At 71.3% G+C, this 19,193-nt stretch carries 22 protein-coding genes; 15 read left to right on the top strand and 7 right to left on the bottom strand.

Going from position 1 to position 19,193, the window contains the following annotated elements:
• Positions 1–60: 60 nt before the first annotated feature.
• Complete coding sequence (locus ACFYQ6_RS17295) at positions 61–810, bottom strand: 5-oxoprolinase subunit PxpA (protein ID WP_361578689.1); 750 nt, start codon at positions 808–810, stop codon at positions 61–63.
• Positions 811–1,044: 234 nt separating this feature from the next.
• Here ACFYQ6_RS17295 and ACFYQ6_RS17290 point away from each other — a divergent pair, with 234 nt between their 5' ends.
• The 6 genes from ACFYQ6_RS17290 to ACFYQ6_RS17265 all read left to right on the top strand — a co-directional run bounded on the left by ACFYQ6_RS17290 (position 1,045) and on the right by ACFYQ6_RS17265 (position 7,089).
• Entirely contained in the window at positions 1,045–1,770 is a 726-nt protein-coding gene (locus ACFYQ6_RS17290; protein WP_361578235.1) for a GntR family transcriptional regulator, read from the top strand.
• 239 nt (positions 1,771–2,009) lie between these two features.
• A complete protein-coding gene (locus ACFYQ6_RS17285) occupies positions 2,010–2,741 on the top strand; it encodes a DUF969 domain-containing protein (protein ID WP_361578238.1) in 732 nt (243 codons plus the stop codon).
• Positions 2,738–3,706, top strand: a complete 969-nt coding sequence (locus ACFYQ6_RS17280) for a DUF979 domain-containing protein (RefSeq protein WP_361578241.1) — start codon at positions 2,738–2,740, stop codon at positions 3,704–3,706. The genes ACFYQ6_RS17285 and ACFYQ6_RS17280 overlap by 4 nt, the downstream gene beginning before the upstream one ends.
• Positions 3,707–3,867: 161 nt before the next feature.
• Entirely contained in the window at positions 3,868–4,908 is a 1,041-nt protein-coding gene (locus ACFYQ6_RS17275) for a DUF2891 domain-containing protein (RefSeq protein WP_361578244.1), read from the top strand.
• A gap of 87 nt (positions 4,909–4,995) precedes the next feature.
• Positions 4,996–5,691: a hypothetical protein gene (locus tag ACFYQ6_RS17270; protein WP_361578247.1), complete on the top strand. Its 696-nt coding sequence runs from the start codon at positions 4,996–4,998 to the stop codon at positions 5,689–5,691.
• Between the two features lie 162 nt (positions 5,692–5,853).
• The gene (locus ACFYQ6_RS17265) at positions 5,854–7,089 is read left to right on the top strand and encodes a Cmx/CmrA family chloramphenicol efflux MFS transporter (protein WP_388763818.1); all 1,236 of its coding nucleotides are present in this window, start codon (positions 5,854–5,856) and stop codon (positions 7,087–7,089) included.
• On the opposite strand, the gene ACFYQ6_RS17260 is transcribed toward ACFYQ6_RS17265, so the two are convergent.
• On the bottom strand, positions 7,040–7,312 hold the full coding sequence (locus ACFYQ6_RS17260; RefSeq protein WP_388763624.1) for a DUF4031 domain-containing protein: 273 nt from the start codon (positions 7,310–7,312) through the stop codon (positions 7,040–7,042). The two genes, ACFYQ6_RS17265 and ACFYQ6_RS17260, sit on opposite strands and share 50 nt — an antisense overlap.
• The gene (locus ACFYQ6_RS17255; protein WP_388763622.1) at positions 7,309–7,677 is read right to left on the bottom strand and encodes a hypothetical protein; all 369 of its coding nucleotides are present in this window, start codon (positions 7,675–7,677) and stop codon (positions 7,309–7,311) included. Before ACFYQ6_RS17255 ends, ACFYQ6_RS17260 begins: the two co-directional genes overlap by 4 nt.
• A 102-nt stretch (positions 7,678–7,779) precedes the next feature.
• On the opposite strand from ACFYQ6_RS17255, the gene ACFYQ6_RS17250 reads away from it, so the two are divergent.
• From ACFYQ6_RS17250 to ACFYQ6_RS17230, 5 genes are all read left to right on the top strand, one after another.
• Complete coding sequence (locus ACFYQ6_RS17250; RefSeq protein WP_356736905.1) at positions 7,780–8,697, top strand: MurR/RpiR family transcriptional regulator; 918 nt, start codon at positions 7,780–7,782, stop codon at positions 8,695–8,697.
• Positions 8,698–8,765: 68 nt separating this feature from the next.
• Positions 8,766–9,728: an N-acetylmuramic acid 6-phosphate etherase gene (murQ, locus tag ACFYQ6_RS17245; RefSeq protein WP_388763620.1), complete on the top strand. Its 963-nt coding sequence runs from the start codon at positions 8,766–8,768 to the stop codon at positions 9,726–9,728.
• A 35-nt stretch (positions 9,729–9,763) separates the two neighbouring features.
• On the top strand, positions 9,764–11,272 hold the full coding sequence (locus tag ACFYQ6_RS17240) for a PTS transporter subunit EIIC (protein WP_388763618.1): 1,509 nt from the start codon (positions 9,764–9,766) through the stop codon (positions 11,270–11,272).
• A gap of 141 nt (positions 11,273–11,413) precedes the next feature.
• Complete coding sequence (locus tag ACFYQ6_RS17235) at positions 11,414–11,584, top strand: hydrophobic protein (RefSeq protein ID WP_104787922.1); 171 nt, start codon at positions 11,414–11,416, stop codon at positions 11,582–11,584.
• Between the two features lie 192 nt (positions 11,585–11,776).
• Positions 11,777–12,127 carry a PRC-barrel domain-containing protein gene (locus ACFYQ6_RS17230; protein ID WP_361578262.1) on the top strand — a complete coding sequence of 117 codons (351 nt, stop codon included), beginning with the start codon at positions 11,777–11,779 and terminating at the stop codon, positions 12,125–12,127.
• Positions 12,128–12,217: 90 nt separating this feature from the next.
• Here ACFYQ6_RS17230 and ACFYQ6_RS17225 read toward each other — a convergent pair whose 3' ends face one another.
• Positions 12,218–12,823 carry a Uma2 family endonuclease gene (locus tag ACFYQ6_RS17225; protein WP_361578264.1) on the bottom strand — a complete coding sequence of 202 codons (606 nt, stop codon included), beginning with the start codon at positions 12,821–12,823 and terminating at the stop codon, positions 12,218–12,220.
• Between the two features lie 234 nt (positions 12,824–13,057).
• On the opposite strand from ACFYQ6_RS17225, the gene ACFYQ6_RS17220 reads away from it, so the two are divergent.
• On the top strand, positions 13,058–14,074 hold the full coding sequence (locus ACFYQ6_RS17220; RefSeq protein ID WP_388763616.1) for a hypothetical protein: 1,017 nt from the start codon (positions 13,058–13,060) through the stop codon (positions 14,072–14,074).
• A 33-nt stretch (positions 14,075–14,107) separates the two neighbouring features.
• Here the strand turns inward: ACFYQ6_RS17220 and ACFYQ6_RS17215 are convergent, their stop codons facing one another.
• Positions 14,108–14,341 carry a hypothetical protein gene (locus ACFYQ6_RS17215; RefSeq protein ID WP_361578269.1) on the bottom strand — a complete coding sequence of 78 codons (234 nt, stop codon included), beginning with the start codon at positions 14,339–14,341 and terminating at the stop codon, positions 14,108–14,110.
• The gene (locus ACFYQ6_RS17210) at positions 14,331–14,573 is read right to left on the bottom strand and encodes a hypothetical protein (protein WP_388763614.1); all 243 of its coding nucleotides are present in this window, start codon (positions 14,571–14,573) and stop codon (positions 14,331–14,333) included. Before ACFYQ6_RS17210 ends, ACFYQ6_RS17215 begins: the two co-directional genes overlap by 11 nt.
• Positions 14,574–14,688: 115 nt before the next feature.
• Between ACFYQ6_RS17210 and ACFYQ6_RS17205 the strand changes: the two genes are divergently transcribed.
• Together ACFYQ6_RS17205 and ACFYQ6_RS17200 are read left to right on the top strand one after the other, a co-directional pair.
• On the top strand, positions 14,689–15,531 hold the full coding sequence (locus tag ACFYQ6_RS17205; RefSeq protein WP_388763612.1) for a Scr1 family TA system antitoxin-like transcriptional regulator: 843 nt from the start codon (positions 14,689–14,691) through the stop codon (positions 15,529–15,531).
• The gene (locus ACFYQ6_RS17200; protein ID WP_361578275.1) at positions 15,512–15,778 is read left to right on the top strand and encodes a DUF397 domain-containing protein; all 267 of its coding nucleotides are present in this window, start codon (positions 15,512–15,514) and stop codon (positions 15,776–15,778) included. The genes ACFYQ6_RS17205 and ACFYQ6_RS17200 overlap by 20 nt, the downstream gene beginning before the upstream one ends.
• 269 nt (positions 15,779–16,047) lie before the next feature.
• Here the strand turns inward: ACFYQ6_RS17200 and ACFYQ6_RS17195 are convergent, their stop codons facing one another.
• Positions 16,048–17,151 (bottom strand): serine hydrolase domain-containing protein, encoded by a 1,104-nt coding sequence (locus tag ACFYQ6_RS17195; RefSeq protein WP_388763610.1) that lies wholly within the window; start codon positions 17,149–17,151, stop codon positions 16,048–16,050.
• Between the two features lie 353 nt (positions 17,152–17,504).
• On the opposite strand from ACFYQ6_RS17195, the gene ACFYQ6_RS17190 reads away from it, so the two are divergent.
• Positions 17,505–19,193, top strand: coding sequence for a sensor histidine kinase (locus ACFYQ6_RS17190; RefSeq protein WP_388763816.1), 1,689 nt, complete (start codon positions 17,505–17,507; stop codon positions 19,191–19,193).

Here is a 19,193-nt window from a genome sequence, read left to right as displayed (position 1 = left end):
GCGTACCGCCCCCCAGGCCGTCACCGCCCGTCGCCCGGCCGCCCTCCGCCCCCGCGGCGCTCACGTGAACGCCCGTACGCGCACGCCGGCTTCCTCCAGCGCGGTCCTGACCCGCCGGGCCAGCGCCGCGGCCCCCGGGGTGTCCCCGTGGACGCACAGCGACCGCGCCGCCACGGCTATCCGGCCGCCGTCCGCAGCGGTCACGGCGCCGTCGACCGCCATCCCGACGCTGCGGCGCACCACTTCGTCCGCGTCGTGCACCACCGCGCCCGGTTCGCCGCGCGGGACGAGCGTGCCCCGCGGGGTGTACGCGCGGTCGGCGAAGGCCTCCTCGACGGCGGTCAGTCCCGCCGTCTCCGCCTGGGCGAGCAGCCGCGACCCGGGCAGTCCGAGCACCGCCGGACGGCCTCCGGCGAGCAGCACCCCCTCGACGACGGCGGCTGCCTGCTCCTCGTCCCGGACGACGCGGTTGTAGAGGGCGCCGTGCGGTTTCACGTACGAGACGGACGCGCCGGCCGCCTCGGCGAAGACCCGCAGGGCCCCGATCTGGTAGGCGATCTCGGCCGTGAGCTCGGACGCCGGTACGTCCATGGCGCGGCGCCCGAAGCCGGCGAGGTCGCGGTAGGACACCTGCGCCCCGATCCGGACTCCCCGCTCCGCCGCCGTGTCGCAGACCCTGCGCATCACGGAGGCGTCGCCCGCGTGGAAGCCACAGGCCACGTTGGCGCTGGTGACACAGGTCAGCAGCGCCTCGTCCTCGGTGAGGGTCCAGCGTCCGAACCCTTCGCCCAGGTCCGCGTTGAGGTCCATCGGCCGCGCCGGGCGCGTCGCACTCGTCAGATCCGTCACGGGCGCACGCTAGCGATTGTTCAACAATCTGACAAGAGCCCGCCCGCCTCCTGAGACCCTCGTACGGTTCACTGAGCACTGCGCGCCGCGCGCGGCCGACGGGACATCAGACTCACCCCACTCTCCCGTACCGGCGGGCACGACGGGCGCGGCAGGCACGACCGTACGACAGGCGCGACAGGCAGGGGACGGGGCATGGCGGGAACAACGGGCGGCGGACGGACCGGCGGCACACCGGACCTCTCCGAGCTGGCGACGCACAGCGCCTCCCTGGAACGGTCGGGAACGGCCGAACGGGTCGCCGCCGTCCTGCGGGACCGGATCACCGAGGGCTACTTCCCGCCGGGCAGCCGCCTGTCCGAGGAGAGCATCAGCGGCGCGCTGGCCGTCTCCCGCAACACCCTGCGCGAGGCGTTCCGCCTGCTGTCGCACGAGCGCCTCCTCGAGCACCGCCTCAACCGGGGCGTGTTCGTCCGCATCCTGGCCGTGGACGACCTGGTCGACATCTACCGGGTGCGGCTCCTGGTCGAGTGCGCGGCCCTGCGGGCCCTGGGCGAGCCCCCGTTCGGCCTGGAGGCTGTCGAGGCGGCCGTGTCGACGGGCGAGCAGGCCGCGCTCCGTGACGACTGGGCCGCCTGCTCCACCGCCAACATCCGCTTCCACCAGGCACTGGCCGGCCTGGCGAACAGCCCCCGCACCGACGAACTGATGCGCAACGTCCTCGCCGAACTGCGGCTCGCCTTCCACGTGATGGCCGACCCCCGCCGCTTCCACGAGCCCTACCTCACCCGCAACCGCGAGATCACGGACAGGCTGGCCAAGGGCGACGCGGCCGGCGCCGAGCGGATGCTCGCCTTCTACCTGGAGGACTCCCGTCGCCAGCTGGCGGAGGCGTACGCCCAACGGCTCACCGAGCGGTAGCCCCGGATCGTTCCATGATCCGGACGCCGCCCAGTCCCTCTTGATCCGCCCGCGCACGTCTTCAATGCATACGTATCGGGGCAGACGGCCCGCCCTCCGCCTTCTGGCGCCCTCGATTCCGATCGATGCATCCCACACCCTTGTGGGATTGTTGAACAAGACCCTAAGGTCTCGCGTAATAACCCCCGTCTGACCAGGACCGTGCCCCGCCACGTCCCAGCGCGGAAGAAGGCCGACGCGTGATCGTTCTCCTCGGCGTGCTCGTGGTGATCCTCGGATTCGCCACCCGCCGCAATCCTCTGCTCGTGGTGGGTGCCGCCGGCATCATCACGGGGCTGCTCGGCAAGCTGTCGCCGCAGGAGGTGCTGGCCGCGTTCGGCAACAGTTTCGCCTCCGCCCGTTCGGTGACGGTCTTCGTCGTCACCCTGCCCGTCATCGGACTCCTGGAGCGCTACGGACTTCAGGAGCAGGCCCGCACCCTCATCGGCAAGCTGGGCAAGCTGACGACCGGCCGCTTCCTGACGCTCTACCTGCTGATCCGGCAGCTCACCGCCTCCGTCGGGCTCACCAGCATCGGTGGCCCCGCGCAGAGCGTGCGCCCGCTGATCGCCCCGATGGCCGAGGCGGCGGCCGAGGCCAAGGCGGGCCGTCCGCTGCCGCAGAAGCTGCGCGAGAAGGTCCGCTCGCACGCCTCCGGCGCCGACACCATCGGCGTGTTCTTCGGGGAGGACTGTTTCATCGCCATCGGCTCGATCCTGCTGATCACCGGCTTCGTGAACTCCACCTACGACCAGCACCTCGAACCCCTGCACCTTGCCCTGTGGGCGATCCCCTCCGCGATCTGCGCCTTCCTGATCCACGGGGCCCGCCTGCTGAACCTGGACCGGCAGCTGGAGCGCGAACTCGCCGTCGCCGCCGCCGAGAACGACCTGACGACACACGCCGGGCTCCGGACGGAGGACGCCAAGTGATCAAGTCCGAGCACTTCTTCTGGCTGATCGGCGCGGTGTTCCTCGTCATGGCCGCGCAGATGGCCGTGGACCGCACCAACCCCAAGCGCTTCGGCTCCGCCGCCTTCTGGGGCCTGCTGGGCGCCTCGTTCTTCTACTCCACCGGCGTCATCGACGAGTCCCTTCCCGCCGAACCGCTGGGCGTCGCCGTCCTCGCCCTCATCGTCCTGGGCGGCTGCGGTCTCACCGCCAAGGGCGCGTCACGCACTCCACCCCGTGAGGAGCGCGCGGCCTCGGCCGCCCGTCTCGGCAACAAGCTGTTCCTTCCGGCCCTCACCATCCCCGTGGTCGCGATGATCTGCGCGACGCTGGTGAAGAACTGGAAGATCGGTGGCGAACCGGTCCTGGAGCCGGGATACGAAACCATTCTCGGCCTCGGCGCCGGCGCTGTCGCCGCGCTGGTCGTAGGCATGGTCCTCCTGCGCGAGCGGAAGATCTCCGTGCCGCTGCACTCCGGCCGCAACATGCTCGAGTCGATGGGCTGGGCGCTGATCCTGCCTCAGCTGCTCTCCGTCCTCGGCTCGATCTTCCAGACCGCCGGTGTCGGGGAGCAGGTCGGAAGGATCACCGAGGCGGTGCTGCCGGACGGTCAGAAGCTCCTGGCCGTGGCCGTCTACTGCTGCGGCATGGCGCTGTTCACCATCGTCATGGGCAATGCCTTCGCCGCCTTCCCGGTGATGACCGCCGCGATCGGCTGGCCCGTCCTCATCGAGCAGATGAACGGGAACGCGCCCGCCGTCCTCGCGATAGGCATGCTGTGCGGCTTCTGCGGCACGCTCGTCACGCCGATGGCCGCCAACTTCAATCTGGTCCCGGCGGCGCTCCTCGAACTCAAGGACCAGTACGGCCCGATCAAGGCCCAGCTGCCCACGGCTGCGGCCCTGCTGGTCTGCAACATCGCGATCATGGCGCTCTTCGCCTTCTGACCCGCACCTCGCACACCCCGCACCCCGCCACGCCGAGCCCCCGCACCCCGCCGCACCTCGTACACCCCGCAGCCCGCACCCCGAGCCCTCGCCCTCCGCCACGCCGACCGAGCCGCACCCTGACCCGAGCCGCTCGACCACCCCCTCTGGAGTCCCGCCCGATGCTCCCCGCGCTCCCTCCCGCGTACGCCGTCCCCTTCGCGGAACTGGCCCTCGCCAACGTCGTACGCGAATACCCCAACGCTCCCGCCCACCTCTACGCCGGTCCCGAGGAACTCGTCGCGCCCCGCACGCTGCACCCCGCGTTCTACGGGGGCTACGACTGGCACTCCACGGTGCACATGCACTGGCTGCTCGTGCGCCTCATGCGCCGCTTCTCCACCACCGGCGACCTCCCGACCGGTCTCCTCACCCGCGTCCGTGAGGTGCTCGACGCCCACCTGACCCCCGAGAACATCGCCGTCGAGGCGGCCTACCTGCGCGGCCGCCCGCACTTCGAGCGTCCCTACGGCTGGGCGTGGCTGATCGCGCTCGCAGGAGAGTGCAGGGCCCTCGCGACGCCTGACGGCGACCGCTGGGCCGACGCGCTGGCTCCGGGCGTGGCCGCGGTCGGCGACCTGCTCGCCGACTGGCTGCCGAAGGCGACGTACCCGGTCCGCCACGGCGTGCACAACAACAGCGCGTTCGGTCTCGGCCTGGTCCTCGACGCGGGCTCGGCAGCAGGACTGCCGCAGTCGGTCCTCGACGCGGCGGCGGACCGGCTGCGGACCTGGTTCACCGGCGACCACGACGCCCCCGCCCACTGGGAGCCCTCCGGCCAGGACTTCCTCTCCCCCGCGCTCGCCGAGGCGGACGCAATGCGGCGGGTGCTGCCGGTGGAGGAGTTCCGTGCCTGGATGGCGGTGTTCCTGCCGGCCCTGGTCTGCGACACGCCCGACTCCACGCTGCTCGACCCGCCGGTGGTCTCCGATCACGCCGATCCCCAGATCGGCCATCTCCTCGGTCTCACCCTGAGCCGCGCGGCGGCCCTCCGCTCGATCGCCGGCGCGCTGCCGGACGGCCCGGCCCGCACCGCCCTCCTCGCGTCGGCCGAGGCCCACCTCACGCTCGGCCTGCCCACGGTGTCCTCCGGCGACTTCTCCTCGGACCACTGGCTGGCGACGTACGCGGCACTCGCGCTGGACACCGCGCCCGGCCACTGACCCCGGACCCCCGCCCCTTCGGCCGGGGCGGGGGCCGGGCAGGACGTACGGCGCCTGCACGCGGGCCGTACGTCCTACCCTCGGCGTATGAGCGACAGCGCCCCCGAGGCACCCGTCAGCGGCACCTCCGCACGCACGCACACCGCGGGCACACTCCGCGGACGCTGGTGCGACACCCTGCTCGCCGTGCGCGGCGGGGCGGGTGACGGGCCCGACCCGGGCCCGTACGCCGACAACCTCCTGGACCGCTGGGCCGAGCCCCAGCGGCGCTACCACACCACCGCCCACCTGACGCAGGTCCTGGACCGCGTCGACACCCTGGCCGGCCATGCCGCCGACCCGGACCTGGTGCGCCTCGCGGTCTGGTTCCACGACGCGGTCTACCGCCCCGACCGCACCGAGAACGAGGAGCGCAGCGCCGCACTCGCCGAGCGGGCCCTGCCCGAGGCGGGTCTCCCCGACGCGGCGACGGCCGAGGTCGCCCGGCTGGTCCGGCTCACCGTCACCCACGACCCCGCGGACGGTGACACCAACGGCGAGGTGCTGTGCGACGCGGACCTCGCCATCCTCGCCGCGGCCCCGAAGGAGTACGCGGCCTACGCGGCGCAGGTCCGCGAGGAGTACGGCTTCGTCCCCGACGACGCCTTCCGCGAGGGACGGTCTGCGGTGCTGCGGCAGCTGCTGGAGCTGCCGAGGCTCTTCCGCACGCCCTACGGCGCGGCGGAGTGGGAGCCGAGGGCCCGGCAGAACCTGACGACCGAGCTGGACCTGCTCAGCCACTGAGCGCCGCCCGCGCCGGGAGTCACCACCGAATCGCTGCCTGATCGGCCCACGCACCCGATGAACCGCTGCCCCACCGCCCCTCTCACCCACTGAGACAGGGGAATGACCGGACAAGGATCACTGTTGGGCATTGTCATGCCCGACTCTGCTTCCAGCCGCCGCATGCCGATGGCCGTCTACATCCTCGGCCTCTCGGTCTTCGCCCTCGGTACCAGCGAGTTCATGCTGTCCGGGCTGCTGCCACCCATCGCCGCCGACATGGACGTGTCGATCCCGAAGGCCGGACTGCTGATATCCGCCTTCGCGATCGGCATGGTGATCGGCGCCCCGCTGCTCGCCGTCGCCACCCTGCGGCTGCCACGCCGCACCACCCTCATCGCGCTGATCTCGGTCTTCGGACTGGGGCAGATCGCGGGCGCGCTGGCACCGACGTACGAGGTGCTGTTCGTCTCCCGGGTGGTGAGTGCGCTGGCGTGCGCCGGTTTCTGGGCGGTCGGCGCGGCCGTGGCCATCGCGATGGTGCCGGTCAACGCGCGTGCCAGGGCGATGGCCGTGATGATCGGCGGGCTGTCGATCGCCAACGTGCTGGGGGTGCCGCTCGGCGCGTTCCTCGGCGAGAGCTTCGGCTGGCGCTCTGCGTTCTGGGCGGTGGGCGCGGCGTCCGCCGTGGCCCTCGTGGGTGTCGTCACCCGCATCCCGCGCATCCCGCTGCCGGACGAGAAGCCCCAGCTCAAGCGGGAGCTGGCGATCTACAAGGACCGCCAGGTGTGGCTGTCGATCGTGATCACCGCGCTCGCCGCGGGCGGGGTGTTCTGCGCGTTCAGCTATCTCGCGCCGCTGCTGACGGACGTGGCGGGACTGGACTCGGGCTGGGTTCCCTGGGTGCTCGGGCTGTTCGGCGTCGGTGCCCTGATCGGTACGACGATCGGCGGCCGGGTCGCGGACGCGCACCTCTTCGGGGTGCTGCTGAGCGGCATCGCGGCCTCGACCGTCTTCCTGGTGGCGCTGGCCCTGTTCGCGTCGAACCAGGTCGCGGTGGTGGGCCTGGCGTTCCTGCTCGGGCTGTCCGCGTTCTACACGGCTCCGGCGCTCAACGCCCGGATGTTCAACGTGGCGGGCGCGGCCCCCACGCTGGCCGGGGCGACGACCACGGCCGCGTTCAACCTGGGCAACACGAGCGGCCCGTGGCTGGGCGGCACGGTGATCGACGCGGACCTCGGCTTCCAGGCCACCGCCTGGGCGGGCGCCGCGATGCTGGTGGTCGGCCTGGTCGCCGTGACGGTCTCCCTGCGGCTGCGCGGCGACGGCACGCCGTCCCGGCGGATCGCCACGAGCACGCCGGCGCCCGTCAGCGCGGAGCGGGCCGCCCCTTCGGCCGCCGCAGCCCCGCCTCGGTGAGCAGGCGCACGATCTCCTTCGACCCGACCTCCCGCGCACCGGCGCGCACCGCCTCCGCGTAGTGCGCCTCGGGCACGTCGTAGTGGTCGCGCTCGAAGGCCCGGGGCGGGCAGCCGATCGTGGCGGCGAAGGAGTGCAGCTCCTCGAAGGACACGTCGCTGACCAGGTGGGACCACATGCGCCCATGTCCCGGCCAGGTCGGCGGGTCGATGTAGACGGTCACCGGCCGAGCGCCCGTGCCAGCGAGCCGACCGGTGCGACGGACACCGTCGCCTTCGTGCAGACCCAGTGCGGATCGGGACCGAGCTCCGGCTCGACGTCCAGCGCGTGCGGCCCCTCATCCGTGCACACGGGGCACAGGGGCCAGCGGCCGTACTGCTCCAGCAGGGCGTCCTGGACGTCCTGCGCCACCAGTCCCGTGACGAAGGACACGCCGTCGGGCCACTGCTCGACCCACCACCGCCGGTGGGTCACCGCGTCCTCGACCATCGAGACGATCGTGGCCTCGGCGACGTCACCCGCGACGAGGTCGGCCATCACCAGCGCACGCGCGGTGTGCAGTGCCTGTTCCAGGCGGTTCAACTCCATGCCCCCATTGTCTCCCGCCGCCGGCGGCCCCTGGCTCGATCCTTCAGAGGTAGGGACCAAAGAGGGGTTGACGGGGTTTCGTCGTGAAAATATCTTTCATGTGTGACCAATGACGTGAAGGAAAGTTTCAGCGCGGACTCGCCGCCCGCTCCCGCCGCCCTGGCCGCCAAGGTGCGGACCCTCGCGCCCTCCATGACCCGCTCGATGCAGCTGGTCGCCGAGGCGGTCGCGGGTGACCCTGCCGGGTGCGCCGCCCTCACCGTCACCGGTCTCGCCGAGCTCACCGGCACCAGCGAGGCGACCGTCGTGCGCACCGCCCGGCTCCTCGGCTATCCCGGTTACCGGGACCTGCGCCTCGCGCTCGCCGGGCTCGCCGCGCACCAGCAGTCCGGCCGGGCGCCCGCCGTCACCGCCGACATCGCGGTCGACGACCCGATCGCGGACGTCGTCGCGAAGCTGGCCTACGACGAGCAGCAGACCCTCGCCGACACCGCCGCGGGTCTCGACACGGTGCAGCTCGGGGCCGCGGTCGCCGCCGCCTCGACCGCCCGCCGCATCGACATCTACGGCGTCGGAGCGTCCTCGCTCGTCGGCCAGGACCTGGCGCAGAAGCTGCTCCGCATCGGTCTGATAGCCCACGCCCACATGGATCCGCACCTCGCCGTGACCAACGCGGTGCAGCTCCGCTCCGGTGACGTGGCCATCGCGATCACCCACTCCGGGTCCACGGGCGATGTCATCGAGCCCCTCCGCGTCGCCTTCGACCGCGGCGCGACCACGATCGCGATCACGGGCCGCCCCGACGGACCGGTCTCGCAGTACGCCGACCACCTGCTGACCACCTCCACCGCACGGGAGAGCGAGCTGCGGCCCGCCGCCATGTCGAGCCGCACGAGCCAGCTCCTCGTCGTGGACTGCCTGTTCATAGGCGTCGCCCAGCGCACCTACGAGACGGCCGCGCCGGCGCTCTCCGCGTCGTACGAGGCGCTCGCCCACCGCCACACCCCGCGCAGCCGCTGACCCCGGCCCGCACCCACAACCCCGCACCCGCAGAGCCGTACGAGCACGAGAAAGCAGAGCCGCTGTCCATGTCCTCCACCACCGACGCCGACGCCGCCACCCCCGGCGGCTACGGCGAACTGCGCGCCGAGCTCGCCACCCTCACCACCGAGGCGTTCCGGCCCGAGCTCGCCGAGATCGACCAGCTGCCCACCCAGGAGATAGCCCGCATCATGAACGGCGAGGACACCACCGTCCCCGCCGCCGTCGCGGAGAAGCTGCCCCGGATCGCCGCCGCGATCGACGCCACCGCCGAGCGCATGGCGCGCGGCGGCCGGCTGATCTACGCCGGCGCGGGCACGGCGGGCCGCCTCGGCGTGCTCGACGCGAGCGAGTGCCCTCCCACCTTCAACACCGACCCGTCCGAGGTCGTCGGCCTGATCGCGGGCGGCCCGTCCGCCATGGTCAAGGCCGTCGAGGGCGCCGAGGACAGCAAGGAGCTGGCCGCGGCCGATCTGGACGGACTGGGCCTCACCGCCGAGGACACCGTGGTCGGGATCTCCGCCTCCGGCCGCACCCCGTATGCCATCGGGGCCGTCGAGCACGCCCGCGCGAAGGGCGCGCTCACCATCGGCCTCTCCTGCAACGCCGACTCCGCGCTCGCCGCCGCCGCCGAACACGGTCTGGAGATCGTCGTGGGCCCCGAGCTGCTCACCGGTTCCACCCGTCTCAAGGCGGGCACGGCGCAGAAGCTCGTCCTCAACATGCTCTCGACGATCACGATGATCCGGCTCGGCAAGACGTACGGGAACCTCATGGTCGACGTACGCGCGTCCAACGAGAAGCTGCGCGCCCGCTCCCGCCGGATCGTCTCCCTCGCCACCGGCGCCTCCGACGAGGAGATCGAGGTGGCGCTCGCCGCCACCGACGGCGAGGTGAAGAACGCCATCCTCACCATCCTCGGCGGGGTCGACGGGCCCACCGCCGCCACGCTCCTGGCCGATTCCCACGGCCACCTCCGCGCCGCCCTCGCGGCCGTCCGCACCACCTGACGCACCACTCCCCGCACAGCAAGGCACCACGCACCATGGCTACTGAAGACAAGAACCGCGCCACCGCCGCCGCGATCCTGCCGCTTGTCGGTGGCGCCGCGAACGTCAGCTCGATCGCCCACTGCATGACCCGGCTCCGCCTGGGCCTGCACGACCGCTCCCTCGTCGACGACGAGGCCCTGAAGGCGGTCCCCGCCGTCATGGGCGTGGTCGAGGACGACACCTACCAGATCGTCCTCGGCCCGGGCACCGTCGCCCGGGTCACCCCGGAGTTCGAGCAGCTGGTCGAGGAGGGCCGCGCGTCCGAGGCCCCCGCCGTCCACACCGCCGAGGAGCTGGCCGACAAGGGCGCGGCCCTGAAGGCACAGCAGAAGGCGAAGAACGCCACCCCGTTCAAGCTCTTCCTGCGCAGGATCGCGAACATCTTCGTCCCGCTGATCCCCGCCCTGATCGGCTGCGGCATCATCGCCGGACTCAACGGCCTGCTGGTGAACCTCGGCTGGCTCACCTCGGTCACCCCCGCCCTGGCGGCGATGGCCTCCGGCTTCATGGCCCTGATCGCGGTCTTCGTGGGCTACAACACCGCGAAGGAGTTCGGCGGCACCCCGATCCTCGGCGGTGCGGTCGCGGCGATCATCGTCTTCCCCGGCGTCGCGAACATCGACGCCTTCGGCCAGACCCTCTCCCCCGGCCAGGGCGGCGTCCTCGGCGCGCTCGGTGCGGCGGTCCTCGCGGTGTACGTCGAGAAGTGGTGCCGCCGCTGGGTGCCCGAGGCGCTGGACGTCCTCGTCACCCCGACGCTCACGGTGCTGATCTCCGGCCTCGTCACGATCTTCGGCCTGATGTACGTGGCCGGTGAGGTCTCCTCCGCCATCGGCACCTTCGCCGACTGGCTGCTCTCCACGGGCGGCGCGGGTGCGGGCTTCCTGCTCGGCGGCTTCTTCCTGCCCCTGGTGATGCTGGGCCTGCACCAGGCCCTGATCCCGATCCACACGACCCTGATCGAACAGCAGGGCTTCACGGTCCTGCTCCCGATCCTCGCCATGGCCGGTGCCGGCCAGGTCGGCGCGGCAGCCGCGGTCTACCTCCGCCTCCCGCGCAACGAATCGATCCGCAAGACCATCAGGTCCGCCATGCCCGCAGGCCTCCTGGGCGTCGGCGAACCCTTGATCTACGGCGTCTCGCTCCCGCTGGGCCGCCCGTTCATCACGGCCTGTGTGGGCGGCGCGTTCGGCGGCGGCTTCGTGGGCCTGTTCAACCAGCTCGGCGACTCGGTCGGCTCGACCGCCATCGGCCCGTCAGGCTGGGCGCTGTTCCCGCTCCTGGACGGCAACCACGGCCTCGGCTCCACGATCGCCGTCTACGCGGGCGGTCTGCTCGTCGGCTATGTGGCCGGCTTCGTCGCCACGTACTTCTTCGGCTTCAGCAAGGCGCTGCTGGCGGAGTTCAACGTCTCCCAGGAACCCGTCCCCTCCACGGTGGCCGCCACCGGCCCCGCCGCGGCATCGGGCGGGGCCTCGGCGAAGGAACCCGCGGGGGTCTGACCACACCTCCGGTCCGGGCCGCCGCCGCGGCCCGGACCGGAGGCCCCACATGGTCACGGGAAGGCCTCGAAATTCTCCTCACGAACACGTGTGTGTAGGAAATGGATTGCCGGGCACCAGAGGTCTCGGAGGTTGATAACAATGGTTCCCCTGCTTCTCGTTCTTCTGCTCGCCCTGATCCTTTTCGGTGCCGGTTTCGCGCTGAAGGCACTCTGGTGGATCGCCGTGATCGTACTTGTGGTCTGGCTTATCGGATTCTTTGTCCGTCCGGCGGCCAGCGGCGGTAAGCGCGGCCGGTGGTACCGCTGGTAAACGGCCTGACGACCAGCAACAAACGCGGGTGGCGCAGGGCTTTCGAGCCCTGCGCCACCCGCGTTTTCCGTGTATTTCCGAATTACCGATGTGTGGACCCGGAAAGCCGGGGCAGCCGATGAGTGAGCGGCGATGAACCCCGTGTTGAGGGGATTCGCCGTACCGGACGAACCGTCGAGGAAGGAGCCAGATATGAGCGACAACCTGTGGGGCTACCAGCCTACGAGCGGTCACACCGCGGGCGCCGACCTGACCGGATTCTCGGTCGAGGCGACGGACGGAAGCATCGGCAAGGTCGACAAGCACTCCGACGAGGTGGGCTCCGCCTACATCGTCGTCGACACCGGCGTCTGGATCTTCGGGAAGAGCGTCCTGCTCCCCGCGGGCACGGTCAAGGGGATCGACACCGAGCACAAGACGGTGTTCGTCGACCTGACCAAGGACCAGATCAAGGACTCCCCGGAGTTCGACAAGGACAAGCATGCGGGTGACCCGGGCTATCACGCCCAGGTCGGCACCTATTACGACAGCTACCGCATCTGAGTACGCGGCACACACGTACAGAGGCGGGGTCGGCTTCCATCAAGGAGCCGGCCCCGCCGTCAGTGGTCGCGTGGTGTGTGCCAGGTGCGCTCAGGCAGGGAAGTCGGCCGTGGGCAGGGTGACGTCGAAGGGCTCCGGCAGCAGGAGCGGTTTTCCGAAAGGCACGGCGTCGGAGCGCTTGTACGTTCCGTCCTCGTTCGGCTCGGTGAACAGCGTCGCCATCGCACCGCGTGTGTCGAACCTGTCCAGCAGCAGATACATCGGGACCCCGGCCCTCGCGTAGGCGCGGTACTTCTTCGTCCTGTCCTCCCGGGCGTTTCCCTGAGAGGTGATCTCGACGATCAGGAGCCCTTCGGACGCGTCCAGCGGGTCGCTGGCCTCCGGGTCGGCAGCCGCGATCAGCTCTCTCGGCATCACGACGAGATCCGGGACGTACAGCTTGTCGAGCGGCGCGACGTGCACACCGAGCGTCTGGTAGATCCCCAGCTCATCGGGGAGGCCCCGGTAGAGAACACGCTGCACCACTTCGGCGATGCCGTTGTGGTGCGCATGAGGCGGCGGTACCAAGACGATCTGCCCTTCGTCGATCTCGGCGCGCCACCCCTCGGGCACGTCCAGTTCCTGCCACGTGCGCAGCAGGTAGTCCCACGGGCGGCCTTCAGAGCCCTGATCGCTTTCGACCATCGCGGCGGTCATCGCAGGTCCCTCCTCCTGTGGCCGTACGTGGGAGCGTAGATCGACTTCCTCGCGGCATGCCGCCGCTCCTCTCAGCGTCCCACGATCGTGTGACGCGCGCAGGGACCTCCCCGCAGGTGTCCCCCGCGCTCGTCGGGGCCGGGGAACCGGCCGCCCGTCCTCACGCATCCCTCTCCCGAGAGGTTGATCTTCGATCGATGAGCGGCGTCCCCCGGACAGAGAGAGGCGGCAGACATGACGAACGGCCGGGCCAGCGGCGGCAGCGCCCACCGGACCGCCCCGGGCGAGGACCGGCAGGCGGAGGAGGCGGACGGCTCGCGACGCGGCACGGTCCGCACGACACTCGCCGTCATACGCCGCGACGGGGGCGGCCCGTACGGCCGGGCGGCCCTTGTCACCGGTCTGGTCGCCCTCGGTGGACTGCTACTGACCGTCGTGGGGTTCGTCGCCGCCTGGCCCGCGTTCACCGAGATGCGCCGGGGCGCGATACAGGCCCGCATCGACGAGGACTCCTACGCCCCCAGCGGCAGCCTGGTGAACGACCTGTGGCTCATCCTCCTCGGATGCCTGCCCTTTCTGGTCCTCCTGCTGCACCTCGGATGCTCCGCGATCCAGACCGCCGCAGTCCGGGCCCACGGCCGCTTCCGCGCGGTCCTGGGCGTGTTCGCGCTGCGCGGACTCCTGGTGTGGGCCCCCGTGGTGACCGGGGTCCTGGTGGAGGAGGCCTTCACCACCACCCTGTTCAGGGAGCACACCGTGATCGTGCCGCAGTGGGAGTACCCCAACCTGTTCGCCCTGCTGCGCTACGGTCCGCCGCTGCTGGGACTGCTGACCGCGCTGCTGCTCCGGCTCAGCTGGATCCTGGCTCCGTCGGTCGCGGCGACGGAGGGGCTCGCTCCCGTGGCCGCGCTGCGCCGCTCCTGGTCCCTGGTGTGGGGCGGGGCCGGCGCCTGGTTCCGCACCCTGGCCGTCGCGCTCCCCGTGGGCGGGATCACCGTCGCCGTGTACCTGCTGCTCCACCAGGCAGCCCGGCCCCTGCGCGCCGGCACGGTCTCGCTCTTCCTGGACCGGGGCCCGGACAACACCTACGCCGCTCACGTCGCCGGGCTCCTCGTCCCGATCGCCGTCGCCCTCCTGCTCGCCGGTGCCCTGACCCTTCCACCGGCGCACCCCATCTTCGGGGTACTCCACCGGCGGCTCGTCGCGGACCGGGAGCGGCGGACAGCGGCCACGGCGGCCTCCCGGTCCTGACTGCGCCGGCGCGGTCCCATCAGGGCAGCGGTATCAGGGCAGCCGCCCCTCGCGGTTGATCTCCGTCACCCGCGCCCGGAGGACGAGTCCCGGCGGAGCGGGCCTGACGGCCTCCGGCGGGCAGTCCCACTCCGGGCCACCACCCGGCGGACGCAGCTGCACATACGGGCCGACGCGGCCCATCACCCGGCCCACCCTGCCGTCCCGTCCGTCCATCGCGAACGTCCCGGGCTCCGGCGTACACGGCTCCAAGCCTTCAACTGTCATGAGCCGCCGCCGCTTCCAGCTGTTCGCTCAGCCGCAGTGCCGTCTCGACCGAGCACCGGCCGAGGTCGACGAGCGGGCTGGGTTCGTTCCCCGCGCAGGACACCGGGTCGATGCGCAGCGACGGCAGCTTCACACCGACCCCCGCGAAACCCGCCCTCAGCCGCGCTACCGCATCCTCCGCCGCCCGCACTCTGCCCGCCGCCTCTTTGCGCCGTTCCGTAGCCGTAATCATGATCTTCCCCATTTCCACGCTGAGTAGTGACTATGCCTACTCAGCGTGGTCAATTCGTCGCTACCGTGGAAGAGGTGCAGTTCCAACATCCGCACGTGTGCCACTGGGAGTCGCCTTGCCCGGACCCAAGAAGCTCGATCCCTCCTCCTCACCCCGCGCCCTCCTGGGCGCCGAACTCCGCCACCGGAGGGAGGCCGCCGGCCTCTCGCAGGAGGATCTGGGGGCACCCCTGTTCGTCAGCGGTTCCTTCATCGGCCAACTGGAGGCCGGAACACGGCGCATGCAGTTGGACCAGGCCCAGAAGCTGGACGAGGTGCTGGACGCGTCCGGCTTCTTCGTACGAAACTGCGCGGCGCTGAAGAAGTCGAAGTACCCGGACCACTTCGCGGAGGCGGCGGAGGCAGAGCGGCTGGCGACCGCGATCCGGGAGTACGCACCGCTGCTGATCCCTGGTCTGTTGCAGACGGAGGCGTACGCCCGAGCGGTGTTCCGGGCCTACCAGCCGACCGTCACGGAGGATGTGATCGACGAGTTGGTGGCAGCACGGCTGGAGCGGGCGCAGCTGCTGACCGATCCAACGACGCCCCTGTTGTGGGTGGTTCTGGACGAGGCGGTGTTACGTCGACGAGTCGGCGGGCCTTCGGTGATGGCGGAGGCTCTGCTCCATGTGGCGGCGCTCGCTCGCCGACACCGCCTGATCATTCAGGTCCTGCCGTTCTCCGCAGGTGCACATGCCGCCCTCGACGGTGGGCTCAAGCTCATGTCGTTTCCAGACGCACCTCCCCTCGCCTACGTCGACGGCCTGGGTATGGGACGACTCCAGGATGATCCTGCGGGTGTCGCCAGATACGAGCTGACTTACGATCTGCTGGGGGCCAACGCATCGTCACCGGAAGTGTCCCTGGCCCTGATCGAATCGGTGGCGGAGGATTACACCCATGAAGATCAGCAGTTCTGACTACGACCTCTCCACTGCCACCTGGCACAAGTCGTCCTACAGCGGCGGTGACGGTGGCGACTGCCTCGAAGTCGCCAGCTGGCGCAAGTCGACGTACAGCGGCGGTGACGGCGGCAACTGCCTCGAAGTCGCCGACGGCATCCCCGACATCGTCCCCGTCCGCGACTCCAAGATGGCGGACGGCCCGGCGCTCGTGTTCCGGACCGCCGCCTGGACCGCCTTCGTCTCGGACCTCAAGCGCCCGTAGACCGCTGGTACCGTCCCTCCGGTGACCGGGGGGACGGCTGCCCTCCGCCCCGACGCGCGCCGCGTGGGGGCCGAGGGCAGGCACGCCGACGGACTGGCCCGCACATCCCGGTGGATCAGCGCCCGGCGTCGGATGCGGTGCATCGCACGGCGGACGTCCGCGTCCTGGATGCACCTGGACGTTCCGGCAGCGCAGTGCGATGCCGTGGCTGCCGCTGTGCCCCGCCGGAAAGTACGGAGCAGCCTGCCGCGACGAGTCGGCCCCAAGCCTCAGCGGCCCCCGGCGCACAGGGCCGCGTCGACCGCCCCCTGGAGGTGGCGCAGGCTCGCGCCTTCGGCCGCCCACGTCGTGGTGTAGACGGTCACGGTGCCGCGGTGGCCCGTGGCCCGGCCGCCGCCGACCGAGTCGCCGGGCAGATCACCGCCGTGGCCCCAGTAGACGCCGCCGCAGCTGAGCGGGATCGAGGCGACGCCGTAGCCGTAGCGGCTGCCCGCCGGGTAGACGTCACGGCCGCCGACGTCGCTGGTGTCGCGGGTCATCAGGCGCGTTGCCCAGCCGGGGAGGAGCCGGCCGCCGAACAGGCCGTCCCAGAAGGCGTTGAGGTCCTCGGGTGTGGAGACGAGCCCGCCGGACGCTCCGAACTCGTAGCCCGGCAGCTCGGTCACATCCACCCGCCCGGCCTCAGGGTGTGCCGGGTGGTAGCCGTAGTTGCGGGCGTGCGGTCCGCGCAGGTCCAGTTCGCCCGGCGCGGACCAGTAGGTGTCGTCCAGGTGCAGCGGCCGCAGAACGGTGCGCTCGATGTAGGTGCGGAAGTCGACCCCTGCCACCTTGTCGATCACCATGCCGAGCACCAGGTAGTTGGTGTTCGAGTAACCCCAGTCGGCGCCGGGCTCGAACACGGGCTCCGCCCGGAGCGCGAGGCCCAGATAGTCCTCGGACGTGCCGGGCGGCAGGGTCCAGTCGACGAGTGCGGTGTACTCCGGGAGCCCGGTCCTCTGCTTGAGCAACTGGCGTACGGTGATCCCGCGTCCGGCAAGCTGGGGCACGTAGGCGCCCGCGCTCTCGTCGAGCCCTATCCGGCCGTCCACCACCAGGCGCATGACGGCTGCGGCGGTGAACGCCTTGGTGTTGCTGGCCACCCGGAACCGGCCCTGCTCGTCGACCATCGACAGGCCCGACTCCAGGTCGGCGACGCCCGCCGCACGTGTCGTCCTGCCGTCGTACGCGAGGGCGCCCGGCACCCCGTCCCGTTCGACGAGCGCGTCCAGCTGCCGTTGCACCGGATCGGGCTGCCGGGCCGCTGCCACGGGGGCGAAGGCCCCGGTCAGTGTGGCGGCGAACAGGACTGCGGCGGCGATGCGCTTGCTCAGCATGGTTTCTCCCCCTGGTCGAGGCCCTGCTCAGTGCGGGCCGGTCGATCTCTCATGGACGACCTTGCCAGCGCCCCGGCGCGAGATCAGTACGACAACCCCCCGAATCGACGGTGCGTCCATACTCCTTGACACGGGGAGGATCGCCGGGGTCCCGTCCGGGAAGGGCGGCGACTTTCGTCGTCGGCCGTCGCGACGAAGGGTGACGGCGGCGTCCTCCCCGAGGTCTCTACCGTGAGTGCGTGACTCGTGTGGATTCCCTGGCCCCCGCAACTCCAGCCCGGCAGCCCTCGGCGGTGAGGGCGCGACTGGCGTCCTGGTCGGCCGTACCGGGGCGTGCTCTCTTCGCGCCAGGGATGTGGCCGACCGGGCGCATCGTGGGCGAATCGCTCCTCAGCCTCGTCCTCACGCTGCTCGCGGTGGCCGCCGGGCTCGCGGACGACAAGAGCACGCTCCAGGCCGTCGGCATCGGCCTGGCGGCCGGTCTGCTGTCGCTCCTGCGCCGTGGGCTGCCCGCCTCCGTGCTGCTCGCGACCGGTGCCGGCTCAGCGCCGTTCTTCGGTTTCGCGCCTCTGCTCCTCGTCGTCGCCTGGTCCGCCGGGCGGCGCATCGACGGCCGCGGCAGGGCCTGCGGAGCCTTCGGCCTGGCCTACGGTCTCACCCTGGCCCTGAGCATCCTGTCGGAACCGAACACGTCGTGGTCGATCCTGGCCCTCGCCGCGATGTTCCTGCTGGTCGCGATCCTCGTACCGGGTCTCGCGGGACGTTACTGGTCGCAGCGCCGGACGCTGACCGACACGCTCCACGAGTACAACGCCCAGCTCCTGCGCGAGAGGGCGATGCTCGTAGGCCAGGCGAGGATGCTGGAACGCCAGCGCATCGCACAGGACATGCACGACAGCCTCGGCCATCAGCTCGCGCTGATCGCGGTGCACACCGGTGCGCTGGAGGTGGACCGCGGGCTGACCGGACAGCAGCGCGAGGCGGTCGGTGTGCTGCGTGAGGCGTCGGTGGCCGCGATGCACGAACTGCGCGATGTCGTGGGTGTGTTGCGGGAGGGTGAGGATGCCGGTCGCACCGAGGGCAGCACGCGGGGCGCGGGCGGCGAGGAACCGGGGGCGCCGTCACGTGGGGTGGCGGGCATCGACAGCCTGGCCGAGGCCTCGCGCAGAGCGGGCTCGGACGTGGAGATCCGGCGCTCGGGCGAGGTGCGTCCGCTCGCCCCGACCGCCGACCACGCTGCCTACCGGGTGGTCCAGGAAGGGCTGACCAACGCCCACAAGCACGCTCCGGGGGCTCCGATCACCATCGGGCTGCGTTACGAGCCGGACTCGCTGGTGGTGGAGGTCGCCAACGGCCCGGTGGCGGTACCCGTGGGCGGCGGTGTGGCGAGCGGACGCCAAGGGCTGACCGGCCTGGAGGAGCGGGCCCGACTCGTCGGCGGCATGGTGCACGCGGGTCCCACCGCGGACGGCGGGTTCCGGCTGGCGGGGGTACTGCCGTACACGTCGTCGGGTGACGGCTTCCCGAGCCCGCCGCCCGGCGACGCGACGCCGACGTTCGTCGCTGCGCGGAGCGACTTTCGGGCGCAGAATCCGGCGGGCTCCGCGGGCGACAGTGATCCGGTCATCGACTGGAACGGTCTCCCTAAGGAGTTGGCCAAGGCAGTGAACAGGACCAAGAGGAGCAACGGCATAGCCATCGGGTGCGGAGTGGTGGCGCTCGTCGCCGTCGTGCTCGTGATCGTGGTGGTCGTCGCGGGGGTCCTCCTCGTACGTGAGGCGGACAAGGCGATGATCGACCCCGAGCAGTACGACGCCGTGACGATCGGCCAGACCGAGGACTCCGTCCGCGAACTGCTCCCGCAGGGGGACTCGTTCCTGAACACGGGCCCGGGGGACGGCGCCCCGCCGGTGCCCGTGGGCGCGAAGTGCCTCACCCTCCTCTCCTCCGACTTCGGCAGCAGCTGGGACGCCGAGCCGGTCTTCCGGTTCTGCTTCAAGGACGGCAAGCTGATCGAGAAGAAGTCCTTCGAGACGGCTTGA

Origin of the sequence: Streptomyces sp. NPDC005494 (genome assembly GCF_042872025.1) — a bacterium.
Lineage (GTDB): Bacteria > Actinomycetota > Actinomycetes > Streptomycetales > Streptomycetaceae > Streptomyces.
Note: the sequence above shows the minus strand (reverse complement) of the source record. Positions and strands in the feature narration are given on the sequence as shown.

What these genes read in the sequence shown, in the direction of transcription:
- ACFYQ6_RS17295 (WP_361578689.1), bottom strand. Translation starts at nt 810, where the DNA reads ATGGACCTCAACGCGGACCTGGGCGAAGGGTTCGGACGCTGGACCCTC.
- ACFYQ6_RS17290 (WP_361578235.1), top strand. Translation starts at nt 1,045, where the DNA reads ATGGCGGGAACAACGGGCGGCGGACGGACCGGCGGCACACCGGACCTC.
- ACFYQ6_RS17275 (WP_361578244.1), top strand. Translation starts at nt 3,868, where the DNA reads ATGCTCCCCGCGCTCCCTCCCGCGTACGCCGTCCCCTTCGCGGAACTG.
- ACFYQ6_RS17270 (WP_361578247.1), top strand. Translation starts at nt 4,996, where the DNA reads ATGAGCGACAGCGCCCCCGAGGCACCCGTCAGCGGCACCTCCGCACGC.
- ACFYQ6_RS17265 (WP_388763818.1), top strand. Translation starts at nt 5,854, where the DNA reads ATGCCGATGGCCGTCTACATCCTCGGCCTCTCGGTCTTCGCCCTCGGT.
- ACFYQ6_RS17255 (WP_388763622.1), bottom strand. Translation starts at nt 7,677, where the DNA reads ATGGAGTTGAACCGCCTGGAACAGGCACTGCACACCGCGCGTGCGCTG.
- murQ (WP_388763620.1), top strand. Translation starts at nt 8,766, where the DNA reads ATGTCCTCCACCACCGACGCCGACGCCGCCACCCCCGGCGGCTACGGC.
- ACFYQ6_RS17240 (WP_388763618.1), top strand. Translation starts at nt 9,764, where the DNA reads ATGGCTACTGAAGACAAGAACCGCGCCACCGCCGCCGCGATCCTGCCG.
- ACFYQ6_RS17235 (WP_104787922.1), top strand. Translation starts at nt 11,414, where the DNA reads ATGGTTCCCCTGCTTCTCGTTCTTCTGCTCGCCCTGATCCTTTTCGGT.
- ACFYQ6_RS17230 (WP_361578262.1), top strand. Translation starts at nt 11,777, where the DNA reads ATGAGCGACAACCTGTGGGGCTACCAGCCTACGAGCGGTCACACCGCG.
- ACFYQ6_RS17225 (WP_361578264.1), bottom strand. Translation starts at nt 12,823, where the DNA reads ATGACCGCCGCGATGGTCGAAAGCGATCAGGGCTCTGAAGGCCGCCCG.
- ACFYQ6_RS17220 (WP_388763616.1), top strand. Translation starts at nt 13,058, where the DNA reads ATGACGAACGGCCGGGCCAGCGGCGGCAGCGCCCACCGGACCGCCCCG.
- ACFYQ6_RS17215 (WP_361578269.1), bottom strand. Translation starts at nt 14,341, where the DNA reads ATGACAGTTGAAGGCTTGGAGCCGTGTACGCCGGAGCCCGGGACGTTC.
- ACFYQ6_RS17210 (WP_388763614.1), bottom strand. Translation starts at nt 14,573, where the DNA reads ATGATTACGGCTACGGAACGGCGCAAAGAGGCGGCGGGCAGAGTGCGG.
- ACFYQ6_RS17200 (WP_361578275.1), top strand. Translation starts at nt 15,512, where the DNA reads ATGAAGATCAGCAGTTCTGACTACGACCTCTCCACTGCCACCTGGCAC.
- ACFYQ6_RS17195 (WP_388763610.1), bottom strand. Translation starts at nt 17,151, where the DNA reads ATGCTGAGCAAGCGCATCGCCGCCGCAGTCCTGTTCGCCGCCACACTG.
- ACFYQ6_RS17190 (WP_388763816.1), top strand. Translation starts at nt 17,505, where the DNA reads ATGTGGCCGACCGGGCGCATCGTGGGCGAATCGCTCCTCAGCCTCGTC.